This is a genomic window from Streptomyces bacillaris (assembly GCF_003268675.1).
Lineage (GTDB): Bacteria > Actinomycetota > Actinomycetes > Streptomycetales > Streptomycetaceae > Streptomyces > Streptomyces bacillaris.
On record NZ_CP029378.1, the window covers coordinates 6309228 to 6326410 of the forward strand.

The 17183-nt window shown below is 70.3% G+C and carries 16 protein-coding genes; 10 read left to right on the forward strand and 6 right to left on the reverse strand.

Going from position 1 to position 17183, the window contains the following annotated elements; genetic code table 11:
• The first annotated feature begins 91 nt into the window (after nucleotides 1–91).
• The 9 genes from gap to DJ476_RS27445 all read left to right on the forward strand — a co-directional run bounded on the left by gap (nucleotide 92) and on the right by DJ476_RS27445 (nucleotide 8821).
• On the forward strand, nucleotides 92–1102 hold the full coding sequence (gap, locus tag DJ476_RS27405) for a type I glyceraldehyde-3-phosphate dehydrogenase (protein WP_018488114.1): 1011 nt from the start codon (nucleotides 92–94) through the stop codon (nucleotides 1100–1102).
• A gap of 112 nt (nucleotides 1103–1214) precedes the next feature.
• Complete coding sequence (locus DJ476_RS27410) at nucleotides 1215–2426, forward strand: phosphoglycerate kinase (protein WP_112491780.1); 1212 nt, start codon at nucleotides 1215–1217, stop codon at nucleotides 2424–2426.
• 5 nt (nucleotides 2427–2431) lie between these two features.
• Nucleotides 2432–3208, forward strand: a complete 777-nt coding sequence (tpiA, locus tag DJ476_RS27415) for a triose-phosphate isomerase (protein ID WP_112491781.1) — start codon at nucleotides 2432–2434, stop codon at nucleotides 3206–3208.
• A gap of 117 nt (nucleotides 3209–3325) precedes the next feature.
• Nucleotides 3326–3562 carry a preprotein translocase subunit SecG gene (gene secG, locus DJ476_RS27420; RefSeq protein WP_026237546.1) on the forward strand — a complete coding sequence of 79 codons (237 nt, stop codon included), beginning with the start codon at nucleotides 3326–3328 and terminating at the stop codon, nucleotides 3560–3562.
• Between the two features lie 107 nt (nucleotides 3563–3669).
• Nucleotides 3670–4005 (forward strand): RNA polymerase-binding protein RbpA, encoded by a 336-nt coding sequence (locus tag DJ476_RS27425; protein WP_073217477.1) that lies wholly within the window; start codon nucleotides 3670–3672, stop codon nucleotides 4003–4005.
• A 167-nt stretch (nucleotides 4006–4172) separates the two neighbouring features.
• Nucleotides 4173–5834 carry a glucose-6-phosphate isomerase gene (gene pgi, locus DJ476_RS27430; RefSeq protein ID WP_112491782.1) on the forward strand — a complete coding sequence of 554 codons (1662 nt, stop codon included), beginning with the start codon at nucleotides 4173–4175 and terminating at the stop codon, nucleotides 5832–5834.
• 4 nt (nucleotides 5835–5838) lie between these two features.
• Nucleotides 5839–6348, forward strand: coding sequence for a PH domain-containing protein (locus DJ476_RS27435; RefSeq protein ID WP_103418726.1), 510 nt, complete (start codon nucleotides 5839–5841; stop codon nucleotides 6346–6348).
• Complete coding sequence (locus DJ476_RS27440) at nucleotides 6345–7910, forward strand: PH domain-containing protein (protein ID WP_112491783.1); 1566 nt, start codon at nucleotides 6345–6347, stop codon at nucleotides 7908–7910. The genes DJ476_RS27435 and DJ476_RS27440 overlap by 4 nt, the downstream gene beginning before the upstream one ends.
• 71 nt (nucleotides 7911–7981) lie before the next feature.
• Nucleotides 7982–8821, forward strand: coding sequence for a poly-gamma-glutamate hydrolase family protein (locus DJ476_RS27445; RefSeq protein WP_103418728.1), 840 nt, complete (start codon nucleotides 7982–7984; stop codon nucleotides 8819–8821).
• Nucleotides 8822–8842: 21 nt separating this feature from the next.
• Here DJ476_RS27445 and DJ476_RS27450 read toward each other — a convergent pair whose 3' ends face one another.
• From DJ476_RS27450 to tkt, 6 genes are all read right to left on the reverse strand, one after another.
• Nucleotides 8843–9205 (reverse strand): VOC family protein, encoded by a 363-nt coding sequence (locus DJ476_RS27450; protein WP_103418729.1) that lies wholly within the window; start codon nucleotides 9203–9205, stop codon nucleotides 8843–8845.
• Nucleotides 9206–9277: 72 nt separating this feature from the next.
• Nucleotides 9278–10060 carry a 6-phosphogluconolactonase gene (gene pgl, locus DJ476_RS27455; RefSeq protein WP_112491784.1) on the reverse strand — a complete coding sequence of 261 codons (783 nt, stop codon included), beginning with the start codon at nucleotides 10058–10060 and terminating at the stop codon, nucleotides 9278–9280.
• Nucleotides 10057–11085 (reverse strand): glucose-6-phosphate dehydrogenase assembly protein OpcA, encoded by a 1029-nt coding sequence (gene opcA / locus DJ476_RS27460; RefSeq protein WP_103418731.1) that lies wholly within the window; start codon nucleotides 11083–11085, stop codon nucleotides 10057–10059. Before opcA ends, pgl begins: the two co-directional genes overlap by 4 nt.
• Entirely contained in the window at nucleotides 11082–12614 is a 1533-nt protein-coding gene (gene zwf, locus DJ476_RS27465) for a glucose-6-phosphate dehydrogenase (RefSeq protein WP_103418732.1), read from the reverse strand. The genes opcA and zwf overlap by 4 nt, the downstream gene beginning before the upstream one ends.
• 5 nt (nucleotides 12615–12619) lie before the next feature.
• A complete protein-coding gene (tal, locus tag DJ476_RS27470; RefSeq protein ID WP_070203741.1) occupies nucleotides 12620–13738 on the reverse strand; it encodes a transaldolase in 1119 nt (372 codons plus the stop codon).
• A gap of 34 nt (nucleotides 13739–13772) precedes the next feature.
• On the reverse strand, nucleotides 13773–15860 hold the full coding sequence (tkt, locus tag DJ476_RS27475; protein WP_112491785.1) for a transketolase: 2088 nt from the start codon (nucleotides 15858–15860) through the stop codon (nucleotides 13773–13775).
• 288 nt (nucleotides 15861–16148) lie between these two features.
• On the opposite strand from tkt, the gene DJ476_RS27480 reads away from it, so the two are divergent.
• Entirely contained in the window at nucleotides 16149–17102 is a 954-nt protein-coding gene (locus DJ476_RS27480; protein ID WP_029395063.1) for a heme o synthase, read from the forward strand.
• Nucleotides 17103–17183 lie beyond the last annotated feature (81 nt).

Genomic DNA, 17183 nt, shown 5'->3' on the forward strand with positions numbered 1-17183 from the left:
CTCGGAGAGGTAGGGTCGATAGCGGTCGGGGACATCCCTATACACCTCGTCGGCTTCAGAAACCGGCGTACTTATACGAGGAGATCGGTTCGTGACGATCCGCGTAGGCATCAACGGCTTCGGCCGCATCGGTCGCAACTACTTCCGCGCGCTGCTCGAGCAGGGTGCGGACATCGAGATCGTGGCTGTCAACGACCTGGGTGACACTGCGACCACGGCCCACCTGCTGAAGTACGACACCATCCTGGGTCGTCTCAAGGCAGAGGTCAGCCACACCGCCGACACCATCACCGTCGATGGTCACACGATCAAGGTGCTCTCCGAGCGCAACCCGGCCGACATCCCCTGGGGTGAGCTGGGCGTCGACATCGTCATCGAGTCGACCGGCATCTTCACCAAGAAGGCCGACGCCGAGAAGCACATCGCCGGTGGCGCCAAGAAGGTCCTCATCTCGGCTCCGGCCAAGGACGAGGACATCACCATCGTCATGGGCGTCAACCAGGACAAGTACGACGCGGCCAACCACCACGTCATCTCCAACGCCTCCTGCACCACGAACTGTGTGGCGCCGATGGCCAAGGTTCTCGACGAGAACTTCGGCATCGTCAAGGGCCTGATGACGACGGTCCACGCGTACACCAACGACCAGCGCATCCTGGACTTCCCGCACTCGGACCTGCGTCGCGCCCGCGCCGCCGCCGAGAACATCATTCCGACCACGACGGGTGCCGCCAAGGCCACCGCCCTGGTCCTCCCGCAGCTCAAGGGCAAGCTCGACGGCATCGCCATGCGCGTCCCGGTCCCGACCGGTTCCGCCACCGACCTCGTCGTCACGCTGGACCGCGAGGTCACCAAGGACGAGGTCAACGCCGCGTTCAAGAAGGCCTCCGACGACGGCGCCCTCAAGGGCTTCCTGACGTACACCGAGGACCCGATCGTCTCCTCGGACATCGTCGGTGACCCGTCGTCCTGCACCTTCGACTCCTCCCTGACCATGGTCCAGGAGGGGAACACGGTGAAGATCCTCGGCTGGTACGACAACGAGTGGGGCTACTCCAACCGCCTCGTCGACCTCACGGTCTTCGTCGGCAACCAGCTCTGATCCTCGGGTCGGCAGGCACATCGATGTGAGCAAGGGGCTCGACCGGCGCAACGACGCGCCGGTCGGGCCCCTTAGCATGCTCATCGGTCCTTCCAAGGAGTAAACGGAACAGATGAAGACGATCGACGAACTTCTCACCGAAGGGGTCGCCGGCAGGCGGGTATTCGTCCGCGCCGACCTCAATGTGCCGCTGGACGGCACCACCATCACCGACGACGGCCGGATCCGCGCCGTCCTGCCGACCGTCGCCAAGCTCGCGGAGGCCGGCGCGCGCGTCGTCGTCGCCTCGCACCTGGGCCGCCCCAAGGGCGCCCCGGACCCGGCGTTCTCGCTGGCGCCCGCCGCCGCGCGCCTGGGCGAACTCCTCGGCGCCGACGTCGCCTTCGCCACCGACACCGTGGGAGACTCCGCCCGCGCCACCGTCGACGGCCTCACCGACGGCCAGGTCGCCGTCCTCGAGAACCTCCGCTTCAACGCCGGTGAGACCTCCAAGGACGACGCCGAGCGCGGCGCCTTCGCCGACCGGCTGGCCGAGCTGGCCGATGTGTACGTGGGCGACGGCTTCGGGGCCGTACACCGCAAGCACGCCTCCGTCTACGACCTCCCGGCGCGCCTCCCGCACTACGCGGGCTACCTCATCGCCACCGAGGTCGGTGTGCTGAAGAAGCTCACCACCGACGTCAAGCGCCCGTACGCCGTCGTCCTCGGCGGGGCCAAGGTCTCCGACAAGCTCGGCGTCATCGACCACCTGCTGGAGAAGGCCGACCGCATCCTGATCGGCGGCGGCATGGTCTTCACCTTCCTCGCCGCCCAGGGCCACGAGGTCGGCGCCTCGCTGCTCCAGGAGGACCAGATCCCGGTCGTCAAGGAGTACATCGAGCGGGCGAAGGAGCGTGGTGTGGAGTTCGTCCTCCCCGTCGACGTGCTGGTCGCCGGGGAGTTCCCGGACATGAAGACCAAGGCCCCGGCGCACCCCGCCACGGTGGCCGCCGACGCCATCCCCGCCGGACAGATGGGCCTGGACATCGGCCCCGAGTCCCGCAAGCTCTACGCCTCGAAGCTCGCCGACACGGCCACCGTCTTCTGGAACGGCCCGATGGGCGTCTTCGAGCACCCCGACTACGCCGAGGGCACCCGCGCGGTCGCCCAGGCGCTCATCGACTCCCCGGCGTTCACCGTCGTCGGTGGCGGTGACTCCGCCGCCGCCGTCCGCATCCTGGGCTTCGACGAGAACGCTTTCGGACACATTTCGACCGGTGGCGGTGCCAGCCTCGAATACCTCGAGGGCAAGACGCTTCCCGGCCTCGCCGCACTGGAGGGCTAACCCCGATGACCACCCGCACCCCGCTGATGGCGGGCAACTGGAAGATGAACCTCAACCACCTCGAGGCCATCGCCCACGTCCAGAAGCTCTCCTTCGCCCTCACCGACAAGGACTACGACGCCGTCGAGGTCGCCGTCCTGCCGCCCTTCACCGACCTGCGCTCCGTGCAGACCCTGGTGGACGGCGACAAGCTGAAGATCAAGTACGGCGCCCAGGACATCTCGGCGCACGACTCCGGCGCGTACACGGGCGAGATCTCCGGCCCGATGCTCGCCAAGCTGCGCTGTACGTACGTGGCCGTCGGGCACAGCGAGCGCCGCCAGTACCACGGCGAGAGTGACGAGATCTGCAACGCCAAGGTGAAGGTCGCCTACAAGCACGGCCTGACCCCGATCCTCTGCGTCGGCGAGGGCCTGGACGTCCGCAAGGCCGGTGACCAGGTCCCGTACACCCTGGCGCAGCTCGACGGCGCCCTGAAGGACCTCCCGGCCGAGCAGGCCGAGTCCATCGTCATCGCCTACGAGCCCGTCTGGGCCATCGGCACCGGCGAGGTCGCCACCCCCGAGGACGCCCAGGAGGTCTGCGGGGCGATCCGCCGCCGGCTGGCCGAGCTGTACTCGCAGGAGCTGGCCGACGCCGTCCGCATCCAGTACGGCGGCTCGGTGAAGTCCGGCAACGTGGCGGCCATCATGGCCCAGCCCGACGTCGACGGTGCCCTGATCGGCGGCGCGGCGCTGGACGCCGACGAGTTCGTCAAGATCGTCCGCTTCCGCGACCAGTGAGTATGCGGTAGCGCGGATCCGTCGTACCCTTGCGGGGGCCGAGAGGGTTGTCCACCCTTCCGGCCCCCGCAGTACGTACAGGCAGTAGTCGAGAATTCCGGAAAGTAGGGACCAGCCGTGGTTATGGCGTTCCAGATCGCTCTGATCGTCTTCAGCCTGCTGCTGATGCTGCTGGTGCTCATGCACAAGGGCAAGGGCGGCGGCCTCTCCGACATGTTCGGTGGCGGAATGCAGTCCTCCGTCGGCGGCTCCTCGGTGGCCGAGCGCAACCTCGACCGCATCACCGTCGTGGTCGGCCTGATCTGGTTCGCCTGTGTCGTCGTCCTCGGTCTGCTGGTCAAGCTCGGGGACTGACCCCGCCCGCGATTCCCGGTGACGGTGTAACTCCTTTCACTGGACGTGCGTTGGGCCTTACGTAGACTGAGGCTTCGTCGAGCACCATCAGGCAGGGAGTTACGACCGTGGCAAGTGGCAACGCGATCCGGGGAAGCCGGGTCGGAGCGGGGCCGATGGGTGAGGCCGAGCGGGGCGAGTCCGCGCCGCGCCTGCGCATCTCCTTCTGGTGCTCGAACGGGCACGAGACACAGCCCAGCTTCGCCCATGACGCGCAGGTGCCGGACACCTGGGACTGCCCGCGCTGCGGCTTCCCGGCCGGCCAGGACAAGGACAGCCCCCCGGACCCGCCCCGCACCGAGCCGTACAAGACGCACCTCGCGTACGTACGGGAGCGGCGCAGCGACGAGGACGGCGAGGCGATCCTCGCCGAGGCGCTGGCCAAGCTCCGCGGCGAGATCTGACCCACGCACCACCCCAGTCGTTCACCGGCCGGACACCCCACGGGTGTCCGGCCGGACCGCTTTTCCGCCGTACGCCCCGCGTCCGCGCCTGCGCGCCTCCTCGATCAATTAGGTTGGAGGGGCAGCGGGGATGCTGACGTACAAGAAGAAGTGGGCTGATATCCGGGATGAACGCAGCAAGCCGAACCAAGCTCAACCAGACCCCCGAGTGGACGGCTCTCGCCAAGCACCGCGAGGAGTTCGGCGCCACCGGACTGCGCGAGCTGTTCGCGCAGGCGCCGGACCGTGGCACCGCCTACACCCTCCGGGTCGGTGACCTCCACCTCGACTACTCCAAACACCTGGTCACCGACGAGACGCTGCGCCTGCTGCGTGAACTCGCCGCCGCCACCGGGGTCGCGGAGCTGCGGGACGCCATGTTCCGCGGCGAGAAGATCAACACCACCGAGGGCCGGGCGGTCCTGCACACCGCGCTCCGCGCCCCGCGCGACGCGGTGATCGAGGTCGACGGCGAGAACGTGGTGCCCGCCGTCCACGCCGTGCTGGACAGGATGGTGGCCTTCGCGGAGAAGGTCCGGGCGGGGGAGTGGACCGGCCACACCGGCAAGCCCATCAAGAACATCGTCAACGTCGGCATCGGCGGCTCCGACCTCGGCCCCGCCATGGCGTACGAGGTGCTGCGCTCCTTCACGGACCGCTCGCTCACCGTCCGGTTCGTCTCCAACGTCGACGGCGCCGACCTCCACGAGGCGGTCCGCGACCTGGACCCGGCCGAGACGCTCTTCATCATCGCCTCGAAGACCTTCACCACCATCGAGACGATCACCAACGCCACCTCCGCCCGCGACTGGCTCCTCACCGAGCTGCGCGCCGGTCAGGACGCCGTCGCCCAGCACTTCGTGGCGCTGTCGACCAACGCGGAGAAGGTCGAGGAGTTCGGTATCGACACGGCCAACATGTTCGAGTTCTGGGACTGGGTCGGCGGCCGCTACTCCTACGACTCCGCGATCGGCCTCTCGCTGATGATCGCCATCGGCCCGGACCGGTTCCGCGAGATGCTCGACGGCTTCCACCTCGTCGACGAGCACTTCCGCACCGCCCCCGCCGAGGAGAACGCCCCGCTCCTGCTGGGCCTGCTCGGCGTCTGGTACGGCAACTTCTTCGACGCCCAGTCGCACGCGGTGCTGCCCTACAGCCACTACCTGTCCAAGTTCACCGCCTACCTCCAGCAGCTCGACATGGAGTCCAACGGCAAGTCCGTGGACCGCCAGGGCGACCGGGTGGACTGGCAGACCGGACCGGTCGTCTGGGGCACCCCCGGCACCAACGGGCAGCACGCGTACTACCAGTTGATCCACCAGGGCACCAAGATGATCCCGGCGGACTTCATCGGCTTCGCCGCCCCGGTCCACGACCTGCTGCCCGGCCTGATCGCTCAGCACGACCTGCTGATGGCCAATTTCTTCGCCCAGACCCAGGCGCTCGCCTTCGGCAAGACGCCCGACGAGGTCCGCGCGGAGGGCGTGCCCGAGGAACTGGTCCCGCACAAGACGTTCCGCGGCAACCACCCGACGACCACGATCCTCGCCGACCGGCTGACCCCCTCGGTCCTCGGCCAGCTCATCGCGCTCTACGAACACAAGGTCTTCGTCCAGGGCGCCATCTGGGACATCGACTCCTTCGACCAGTGGGGCGTCGAACTCGGCAAGGTCCTCGCCAAGAAGATCGAGCCCGTCCTGACCGGCGACGCCGGGACCGAAGGCGCCGGGGAGCTGGACAGCTCCACCGCCGCCCTGGTCGCCGCCTACCGCACGCTGCGGGGGCGCTGACCCCATGCCGGCGGACGGGACGGGTGCGGAGATACGGCTGCGGCCGCCGCGCAACACGCTGAACGAGCGGGCGGTCGGCTGGTGGCGGGTCCAGTGGCTGCTGATGACCCTCGTCCCCGTCGTCCCGCTCGCCGTGCTCGGCGCGCTCATCGGGCCCGCCCGCTTCTGGCTGCTGCTGCCCGCCGCGGTGATCGCCGCGGCGGGCGCGGCCTCCGCCCTGCTCCTCCCGCTCTGGTGGTTCCGGACGCACCGCTGGGAGGTGACCGAGGACGCGGTCTACGTACGCACCGGGTTCTTCTGGCAGGAGTGGCGGATCGCGCCCATGTCCCGCATCCAGACCGTGGACACCGTGCGCGGCCCGCTGGAACAGCTCTACCGGCTCGCCACCGTCACGGTCACCACCGCCTCCTCCCGGGGCGCGGTCCGCATCGAGGGCCTGGACCACGAGGTCGCCGCCGAACTGGCCGAACGCCTCACCCGCATCACCCGTAACACCCCCGGCGACGCCACATGAGCACCCCGCGGACCCCGTACGACGACTGGCGCCGCCTCGACCCCCGTACGGTCCTGGTCTCCGCCCTCGTCGTGGCGGGCGTCGTCGCGGGCGCGGCCCTGCCCGCCGCCCTCGGCCTCTCCCGCTGGCTCGGCCTCCCCGGCGCGGCGTTCACGGTGGCCGGAGCGGGCCTCCTGATCGTCGCGGTGGCGGCGGGCGCCGACCGGGTCCGCTGGCACCGCACCCGCTACCGCATCGGCGAGGAGCACGTCGACCTCCACACCGGCCTCCTCCTCGTCAAACGCCGCTCCCTGGCCCGCAGCCGCATCCGTACGGTCGACCTCACCGCCAACCTGCTGCTGCGCCTCCTCGGCCTGGTCACCGTCAGGATCGGCACCGGCGAACAGGGCGGCGAATCCACCCTGGAGCTGGACCCGGTCACCCGCGCCGAGGGCGAACGGCTCCGCCGCCTCCTCCTCGAACGCACCGCCACCACCCCGCCCGGAGTCCACCGCGACGGCGAACTGGCCGCCCTCGATCCGCGCTGGATCCGCTACGCCCCGGTCTCCTTCGTCGCCCCCATGCTCGGCGGCGCGGCCGTCGGCGCGGTCATGCAGATCAGCGACTGGCTCGGCGCCCAGGGCGAGGTCATCGCCTGGGCCGGGGACCGCTTCCAGGAGACCCCGCTCCTCTGGGTGATCGTCATACTGTTGGCCGCCGCCCTGGCCGCCGGGGCGATCGGGGCGCTCGGCCTCTGGATCGAGATGTGGTGGAACTACCGCCTGGAGCGCGAGCCAGGCGGCACCCTGCGGGTGCGGCGCGGGCTCTTCACCTCCCGGTCGATCTCCGTGGAGGAGGCCCGGCTCCGCGGGGTCGACCTGGTCGAACCCCTGGGCGTACGGCTGTTCGGCGCCGCCCGGCTGGACGCCATCACCACCGGCCTCGCCCAGGACCACGAGGCGAAGAACGCCGACCACAACACCGTCCTCCCGGCGGTGCCGCGCCCGCTGGCCGACTCCGTCGCCGCCGACGTGCTCCGGGAGGCGGTCACCCCGACCGGCGCCGCGCTGACCCGCCACCCGCGCGCCGCCCGGGGCCGCAGGCTGCGCTGGTCGCTCGCCGCCGCCCTCGCCCCCGTCCTGCTCCTCACCTTCCTCGGGGCGCTGCTCACCTCCGTACTTCTCTGGATCGCGCTCGGCCTCGCGGCGGTGTCCCTGCCGCTCGCGGTGGCGCTGGCGCTGGACGCGTACCGGGGGCTCGGCCACGCGATCTCCGGCCGCTACCTGGTGACCCGCTCCGGCACGCTCCGCCGCTCGACGGCCGCCCTGGAGCGGGCCGGGGTGATCGGCTGGACCGTCAAGCAGTCGTACTTCCAGCGGCGGGCCGGGCTGCTCACCATCACGGCCACCACGGCCGCCGGAGGGGGCGCGTACACGGCGTACGACACCGACGCGACCGAGGGCCTCGCCTTCGCCGCCGAGGCCGTCCCGGGGCTGCTGGAGCCGTTCCTGGAGCGCGCCGACGCCGCGGCGGACGAACGGGTCCCGGGACAAGACAGACGGTCCGTGACAGAGGGCTTGTGACAGGCAGTCCGTGACAGAGAGCACAATCCCGGCGTTGTATTCGTGACCCCGCGTGGGCGACGATATCGATCATGACCTTCACCCACCGTCGTACGGTGCTCACCGCCCTCGCCACCGCCGCCGTCAGCGGCCCGCTGCTCGGCTCGCTCACCGCGACCCCCGCCCACGCCACCGGCGACCTGGACATCTACACCTCCAACACCGACCTCTACAAGAAGCTCGCGGGCAAGGAGGGCGTCGAGTTCGCCCGCCGCTACAAGAGACATGAGTACGTCGACGACTCGACCCCGCAGAAGTACCCGTACAACCGGACCACCGTCATGGCCCTGCACGGCGGCGGCATCGAGATGGGCACCTCCGAACTCTGCCTCGCCATAGCCGGATACCACCCCGCCACGCTCGCCCCGCTCCAGGACGGCCACGGGGTGCACGACTACTGGATGTTCGAGGGGCTGCGCACCTCGGGCAACCGCGATCTGCACGTCACCGCCAAGAACTGTGACGACCATGTCGCGCTCTCCATGGCGTTCGGCAGCCTCAACGTCCTGAGCCTGCACGGCTGTACGTCGGCGCAGGCGGGCACCGTCCCGCAGGCCGTGGTGGTCGGCGGCCTCAACACCCGTTTCAAGACCCTGCTCAAGGCGGAGTTCGACGCGGTGGGCATCGCCTGGCGGGACGGGAACGAGACGCCCGACCTGGCCGGGGTCAACCCCAACAACCCGGTCAACCGCACGATGCTGTCCAAGGGCGGTCAGCTGGAGCTGACCACCGAGCTGCGCGCCGCCATGTTCACCAACAACACCCGCGCGGGCCGGGCCGGCTCCACGACCCCGGTCTTCGACCGCTTCGTCGGCGCCTGCCGGGCCGCGATCACCAAGCTGCACCAGGGCGCGGACCAGGTCATCCTCTGAGGCAGGGGGGCCGGGGTCTCCTCAGCCGCCGTGCGTCGTGTCGATGACGCAGAAGCGGTTGCCCTCGGGGTCGGCCAGGACCACGAAGTCCGGGTCCGGCGGGTACAGCTCCCACGCCACCCGCTCGGCGCCGAGACCGATCAGCCGCGCCACCTCGGCCTCCTGCTCGTCCGAGTAGAGGTCGAGGTGGACCCGGGGGACCTCCTGCACGGGGGAGGCGGAGCGCCCCAGCGCCACCCCGACCCCGGGCCCCTCGGCCGGGACCAGGACCACCCAGTCGTCCGTCCCCGGCTCGCGCTCGGTGTACGTGAGCGCCGCCTTCCAGAAGGCGGCGGCCCGCGCCACGTCACTCGCGCCCATCACCACGGTTCCGATATGCACCATGGGCGCGAGCTTTTCATGTAGAAGGCCCGGCCCGCTTGTGAAAAGCGGGCCGGGCCCTCAGGGTGTCAACGTTCAGGCCGACGCCGGTGGATACAGCGCGCGCGGCAGTTGCGAGGCCGCCGCCGCGTCCAGCAGCCAGAGCGTGCGGCTGCGTCCGTACGCGCCCGCCGCCGGGGCCTGGATCTCCCCGGCGCCGGACAGTGCGATGGCCGCCGCCTCCGCCTTGTCCTCGCCCGCCGCCAGCAGCCACACCTCACGCGCCGCGCGGATCGCGGGGAGCGTGAGCGAGATCCGGACCGGCGGCGGTTTGGGGGCCCCGTGCACACCGACGACGGTGCGCTCGGTCTCCCGTACCGCGGGCAGCTCCGGGAAGAGCGAGGCCACATGCGTGTCCGGGCCGACGCCCAGCATCAGCACGTCGAAGGAGGGCACCGGACCGTGGTCCTCCGGCCCCGCGGCGGCGGCGAGTTCGGCCGCGTACGCCGCCGCCGCCTCGTCCACGTCCTTGCCGTACGGGCCGTCCGAGGCCGGCATGGCGTGCACCCGGGCCGGGTCCAGGGGCACCGCGTCGAGCAGCGCCTCCCGGGCCTGGGTGACGTTCCGCTCGGGGTCGCCCTCGGGCAGGAACCGCTCGTCGCCCCACCACAGGTCCAGGCGCGACCAGTCGACCGCGTCCCGGGCGGGGGCGGCGGCGAGCGCGGCCAGCAGACCGTTGCCGTTGCGCCCGCCGGTCAGCACCACCGAGGCATGACCCCGGGCGGCCTGGGCGTCCACGATCCTCGTGATCAGCCGGGCCGCCGCGGCCTGCGCCATCAGCTCCTTGTCGCGGTGCACGACCAGTTGGGGAGACGTCACTTGGCGGCCGCCTTCTTCGCCGGGGCCTTCTTGGCCGCAGGCGCCTTGCGCTCGCCCTCCGCCGGCTTCTCCCCGTCGGCCGCGGCCTTCGCCTCGCCGCCCGCGTGGAGCTTCTCCACCCCGAACTTCACCGCGGACTCATAGGTGTTGTCCGGGTCCAGCCGGCGCAGCTCCTCCGCCAGCAGCTCGGCGGTCTCGCGCCGCTTGAGCGCCACCGCGCGGTCCGGCTGGCCCTGCATGGAGAGCGTGGCCAGCGAGCCGTCGGCCCGGTCGAGCACGATGACGCCGTTCTTCGTCTCCAGCCGGACGGCGGTCAGCCCGGGGCCGGCGGAGAGCGTGCGCTCCACCGGGACGCCGAGCCGGTCCGCGAGCCACATCGCGAGCAGTTCGCAGCTCGGGTTGTCGCTCTCGCCCTCGACGATCGCGCCGATCACGGTCGCCGGCTGCTGGTCCAGGGCGGCGGCCAGCATGGAGCGCCACGGCGTGATCCGGGTCCAGGCCAGATCGGTGTCGCCGGGGCTGTACGCCGCCGCCCGCACCGCCAGCTCGTCGAGCGGGGCCTCGGCGGAGTAGGTGTCGGTGATCCGGCGCTGGGCGAGCGCGCCCAGCGGGTCCTTCGCCGGGTCGGCGGGGGCGTCCTCCGGCCACCAGACCACGACCGGGGCGTCGGGGAGCAGCAGCGGGAGCACCACCGACTGGGCGTGGTTGGCCAGTTCGCCGTGGAGGCGCAGGACGACGGTCTCGCCGGTCCCGGCGTCCGAGCCGACCCGGACCTCGGCGTCCAGGCGGGCGTCGCGCCGGGCGCGCGGCGAGCGGCTGACCCGCTTGATCACCGCGATGATCCGCGAGGGGTGCTCGCGCGACGCGTCACCGGCCGACTTGAGCGCGTCGTACGCGTTCTCCTCGTCGGTGACGATGACCAGCGTGAGCACCATGCCGATGGCGGGGGTGCCGATCGCCCGGCGGGCCGAGACCAGCGCCTGGTTGATCTGGCTGGATGTGGTCTCCGTGAGATCGATCTTCATGGCCGCCTCCAGCTCCGTCCGTCCCGTGCGAGCATTTCGTCGGCCTCCGCCGGACCCCAGGTGCCGGCCGCGTACTTGGCGGGCTTGCCGTGCTTGGCCCAGTACTCCTCGATCGGGTCGAGGATGGTCCAGGAGAGTTCGACCTCCTGGTGGCGCGGGAAGAGGTTGGCGTCCCCGAGCAGCACGTCCAGCAGGAGCCGCTCGTACGCCTCCGGGCTGGACTCCGTGAAGGACTCGCCGTACGCGAAGTCCATCGTGACGTCCCGGACCTCCATCGAGGTGCCGGGCACCTTGGAGCCGAAGCGCACGGTCACACCCTCGTCGGGCTGGACCCGGATGACCAGGGCGTTGCCGCCCAGCTCCTCCGTGGCACCGGACTCGAAGGGGAGGTAGGGGGCGCGCTTGAAGACGACCGCGATCTCCGTGACCCGGCGGCCGAGCCGCTTCCCGGTCCGGAGGTAGAACGGCACGCCCGCCCAGCGGCGGTTGTTGATCGTCAGCTTGATCGCCGCGTAGGTGTCGGTCGTCGACTTGGGGTCGATGCCCTCCTCCTCGCAGTAGCCGAGGACCTCCTGGCCGCCCTGCCAGGCGTGCTCGTACTGGGCGCGCACGGTGTGCAGGCCGAGGTCCTCGGGCAGCTCGACGGCGGTGAGCACCTTGAGCTTCTCGGCGACCAGGGCCTTGGGGTGGAAGGAGCCGGGCTCCTCCATCGCGGTGAGCGCCAGCAGCTGGAGCAGGTGGTTCTGGATGACGTCACGGGCGGCGCCGATGCCGTCGTAGTAGCCGGCGCGGCCGCCGATGCCGATGTCCTCGGCCATCGTGATCTGCACGTGGTCGACGTAGGACCGGTTCCAGATCGGCTCGAACATCGTGTTGGCGAACCGCAGCGCCAGGATGTTCTGGACCGTCTCCTTGCCCAGGTAGTGGTCGATCCGGAAGACCTCGTTGGGCGGGAAGACGTCGTGCACGAGCTGGTTGAGCTCCTGCGCGCTGGCCAGGTCGTGGCCGAACGGCTTCTCGATGACGGCCCGTCGCCAGGAGCCCTCGGTCTGGTCGGCCAGGCCGTGCTTCTTGAGCTGCTGGACGACCTTGGGGAAGAACTTCGGCGGCACGGAGAGGTAGAAGGCGAAGTTGCCTCCCGTCCCCTGCGCCTGGTCCAGCTCCTGGATGGTCGCCTTCAGCGTCTCGAACGCCTCGTCGTCGTCGAAGTTGCCCTGGACGAAGCGCATCCCCTGGATGAGCTGCTGCCAGACCTCCTCGCGGAACGGCGTACGGGCGTGCTCCTTGACGGCGTCGTGGACGACCTGTGCGAAGTCCTCGTCCTCCCAGTCGCGGCGGGCGAAGCCGATGAGCGAGAAGCCCGGTGGCAGCAGGCCGCGGTTGGCCAGGTCGTAGACGGCAGGCATCAGCTTTTTACGGGACAAATCGCCCGTGACGCCGAAGATGACCAGGCCCGACGGCCCCGCGATACGCGGGAGCCGTCGGTCCTGTGCGTCACGGAGCGGGTTGGCTCCGGGAACAGCAGACAAAGTGGTCAGCCCTCCGAGGGGGCGAGGCGCGAAAGCTCCGCCTCGGTCGACTTGAGCAGGTCGTTCCAGGACGCCTCGAACTTCTCGACGCCCTCGTCCTCCAGCACCTGCACGACCTCGTCGTACGAGACGCCGAGTTTCTTGATCGCGTCGAGGTCGGCGCGGGCCCGGTCGTAGCCGCCGGCGACGGTGTTGCCGGTGATCTCGCCGTGGTCCGCCACGGCCTCCAGGGTCGCCTCCGGCATGGTGTTGACCGTGTTGGGGGCGACCAGCTCGTCGACGTACAGGGTGTCCTTGAGGGACGGGTCCTTCACGCCGGTCGAGGCCCAGAGCGGGCGCTGCTTGTTGGCCTGCGCCTTGTCGAGCGCGGCCCAGCGGTCGGAGGAGAAGACCTCCTCGTACGCCTCGTAGGCCAGGCGCGCGTTGGCCAGGGCGGACTTGCCCTTGGCGGCCTTCGCCTCGTCGGAGCCGATGGCGTCCAGCCGCTTGTCGATCTCGGTGTCCACGCGGGACACGAAGAAGGACGCCACCGAGTGGATCTTGGACAGGTCCAGGCCCGCGGCCTTCGCCTTCTCCAGACCGGCCAGGTAGGCGTCCATGACCGCGCGGTACCGCTCCAGCGAGAAGATCAGCGTCACATTGACGCTGATGCCCCGGCCGATCGTTTCGGTGATGGCCGGGAGGCCCGCCTTGGTGGCCGGGATCTTGATGAGCGTGTTCGGCCGGTCGACCAGCCACGCCAGCTGCTTGGCCTCGGCGACGGTGGCCGTGGTGTTGTGCGCCAGGCGCGGGTCCACCTCGATGGAGACCCGGCCGTCCTGGCCGTCGGTGGCGTCGAAGACCGGGCGCAGGATGTCGGCGGCGTCGCGGACGTCCGCCGTCGTGATCATGCGCAGGGCCTCCTCGACGGTGACCTTGCGGGCGGCGAGGTCGGTGAGCTGCTGCTCGTAGCCGTCGCCCGAGGAGATCGCCTTCTGGAAGATCGACGGGTTGGTGGTGACGCCGACGACATGGCTCTGGTCGATCAGCTCGGCGAGGTTGCCGGACGTGATCCGCTTGCGCGACAGGTCGTCGAGCCAGATCGCCACGCCCTCGTCGGAGAGGCGCTTGAGTGCGTCTGTCATGAGTTGCATCTCCTACTAGTGGTATCTACCGGCGTCAGCGTGCTGCGGCTTCGAGAGATTCCCGTGCGGCGGCGGCCACGTTCTCGGGGGTGAAGCCGAACTCGCGGAAGAGGACCTTGGCGTCGGCCGAGGCGCCGAAGTGCTCGAGCGAGACGATCCGGCCGGCGTCCCCGACGTACCGGTGCCAGGTCAGGCCGATGCCCGCCTCCACGGCGACCCGCGCCTTGACCGACGGCGGGAGCACGCTCTCCTTGTAACCCTGATCCTGCTCCTCGAACCACTCGACGGACGGCATCGAGACCACCCGGGTCGGCACACCGGCCGCTTGGAGCTGCTCGCGCGCCTCGACAGCGACGTGGACCTCGGAGCCGGTCGCGATGAGCAGCACCTGCGGCTCGCCACCTTCGGCCTCGAACAGGACGTAACCGCCCTTGGCCGCGTCCTCGTTGGGCTCGTACGTCGGCACGCCCTGGCGGGTCAGCGCCAGACCGTGCGGGGTGCCCTTGCCGAACACCTTGGTGTAGCGGCGCAGGATCTCGGCCCAGGCGATGGACGTCTCGTTGGCGTCGGCCGGGCGGACGATGTTCAGCCCCGGGATGGCGCGCAGCGAGGCCAGGTGCTCGACGGGCTGGTGGGTCGGGCCGTCCTCGCCGAGGCCGATCGAGTCGTGCGTCCACACGTACGTCACCGGCAGGTGCATCAGCGCGGAGAGGCGCACCGCGTTGCGCATGTAGTCGGAGAAGACCAGGAAGGTCCCGCCGTAGATACGGGTGTTGCCGTGCAGCGCGATGCCGTTCATGGCGGCGGCCATCGCGTGCTCGCGGATCCCGAAGTGGATCGTGCGGCCGTACGGGTCGGCCTCGGGCAGCGGGTTGCCGACCGGGAGGAACGAGGACGTCTTGTCGATCGTGGTGTTGTTCGAGCCCGCGAGGTCGGCGGAGCCGCCCCACAGCTCGGGCACGATCTCGCCCAGCGCCTGGAGGACCTTGCCGGAGGCGGCGCGGGTGGCCAGGGACTTGCCGGGCTCGAAGACCGGGAGCTTGTCCTCCCAGCCCGCGGGCAGCTCGCCCGCCGCGATCCGGTCGAAGTCGGCGGCGCGCTCGGGGTTGGCGGTGCGCCACGCGGCGAACGCCTTGTCCCACTCGGCACGGGCCTCACGGCCGCGGTCCAGGGCCTGGCGGGTGTGGCCGATGACCTCGTCGGAGACCTCGAAGGTCTGCTCCGGGTCGAAGCCCAGGACCCGCTTGGTGGCCGCGATCTCCGCCTCGCCGAGGGCCGAACCGTGGGCGGCCTCGGTGTTCTGGGCGTTCGGGGCGGGCCAGGCGATGATCGAGCGGGCCGCGATGAACGAGGGGCGCTCGGTCTCGGCCCTGGCCGCCTGGAGCGCCGCGTACAGGCCCGCCGGGTCCAGGTCGCCGTTGGCCTGCTGCTCGACGCGCTGGACGTGCCAGCCGTACGCCTCGTACCGCTTGAGGGTGTCCTCGGAGACCGCGGTCTCGGTGTCGCCCTCGATGGAGATGTGGTTGTCGTCCCAGAGCAGGACCAGGTTGCCCAGCTTCTGGTGCCCGGCCAGCGAGGATGCCTCGGCGGCGATGCCCTCCTGGAGGCAGCCGTCACCGGCGACGACCCAGACGGTGTGGTCGAACGGGGAGGTGCCGGGGGCCGCCTCCGGGTCGAAGAGGCCGCGCTCGTAGCGGGCGGCCATGGCCATGCCCACCGCGTTGGCGACACCCTGGCCCAGCGGGCCCGTCGTCGTCTCGACACCGGTCGTGTGGCCGTACTCCGGGTGGCCCGGGGTCTTGGAGCCCCACGTCCGGAACGCCTTCAGGTCGTCCAGCTCCAGGCCGTAACCGGCCAGGTAGAGCTGGATGTAGAGGGTCAGGCTGGAGTGACCCGCCGACAGGACGAACCGGTCGCGGCCGGTCCACTCCGCGTCCGCCGGGTCGTGCCGCATGACTTTCTGGAACAGGGTGTACGCGGCGGGGGCCAGGCTCATCGCCGTGCCCGGGTGGCCGTTTCCGACTTTCTGTACGGCGTCCGCGGCGAGGACGCGGGCGGTGTCCACCGCCCGCTGGTCCAAATCGGTCCACTGGAGGTCTGAGGTGGTCGGCTTGATGCTCACCCTGCGTCAGGGCTCCTCTCCACTGTTCGTAGGCCGGTGGCTGATACCGCACCGGGCGCTGCCGAGCCTACCCTCGCCGGGGCCCACACCTCCCGGCTCTTTCCAGGGTGCGGGCGACGCGGGCACTTCGCCTCCCGGCGGACCTTCTCCGTACATCCCACAGTCACCCCCAACACGACCCCACCCCGGCGAAGGACGGTGTAGGCCCAACGTCTACAGTGGTCGGGTTCGCGCAAGTCTTCACAAGGGCCCCTCGGCCCGGAGCTTGCTGGGATTTCTCTGTCAGGGGTGTGCGTGACGGCCGTCGAGTCCCGACCCGCCGGGGTCGCCTTGACTCCCAGCCCAGGGGGCCATCGCCCGTACGGGGCCCGTGTCAAGGCATTCGTGGCGCTTACGAAGCCACGGATCATCGAGCTGTTGCTCATCACCACGATTCCGGTGATGTTCCTCGCCGCCCAGGGCGTACCCGACCTGTGGCTGGTGTTCGCCACCACCTTCGGGGGATATCTCTCGGCGGGCGGCGCCAACGCGCTCAACATGTACATCGACCGCGACATCGACGCGCTGATGGACCGCACGTCGCAGCGTCCGCTGGTCACCGGGATGGTCAGCCCGCGCGAGTGCCTCGTCTTCGGCATCTCCCTCGCGGTGATCTCGACCCTCTGGTTCGGACTGCTCGTCAACTGGCTGTCCGCCGGACTCGCCCTCGGGGCGCTGCTCTTCTACGTCGTCGTCTACACGATGCTCCTGAAGCGCCGCACCTCCCAGAACATCATCTGGGGCGGCATCGCCGGCTGCCTGCCGGTGCTCATCGGCTGGTCCTCCGTGACGAACTCCCTCTCCTGGGCCGCCGTCATCCTCTTCGCCGTCATCTTCTTCTGGACGCCGCCGCACTACTGGCCGCTCTCCATGAAGGTCAAGGACGACTACGCCCGGGTCGGCGTCCCGATGCTCCCGGTCATCGCCTCCAACCAGGTGGTCGCCCGGCAGATCGTCCTCTACAGCTGGGTGATGGTCGGCGTCTCGCTGCTCCTCACCCCGCTGGGCTACACCGGCTGGTTCTACCTCTCGGTGGCGCTGCTCGCGGGCGGCTTCTGGCTCTGGGAGGCCCACGGGCTGCAGAACCGGGCCAGGGCCGGGGTGACCGGCGCCAAGCTCAAGGAGATGCGGCTGTTCCACTGGTCCATCACCTACGTCTCGCTGCTCTTCCTGGCCGTCGCGGTGGACCCCTTCCTCCGCTAGGGAAGTCCGGCCCCCGGCCTCTACGGGCGGGTCACGTGGCAGAAGCCACGCGACCCGCCCGTCGCCGTTCGAACTACTCGT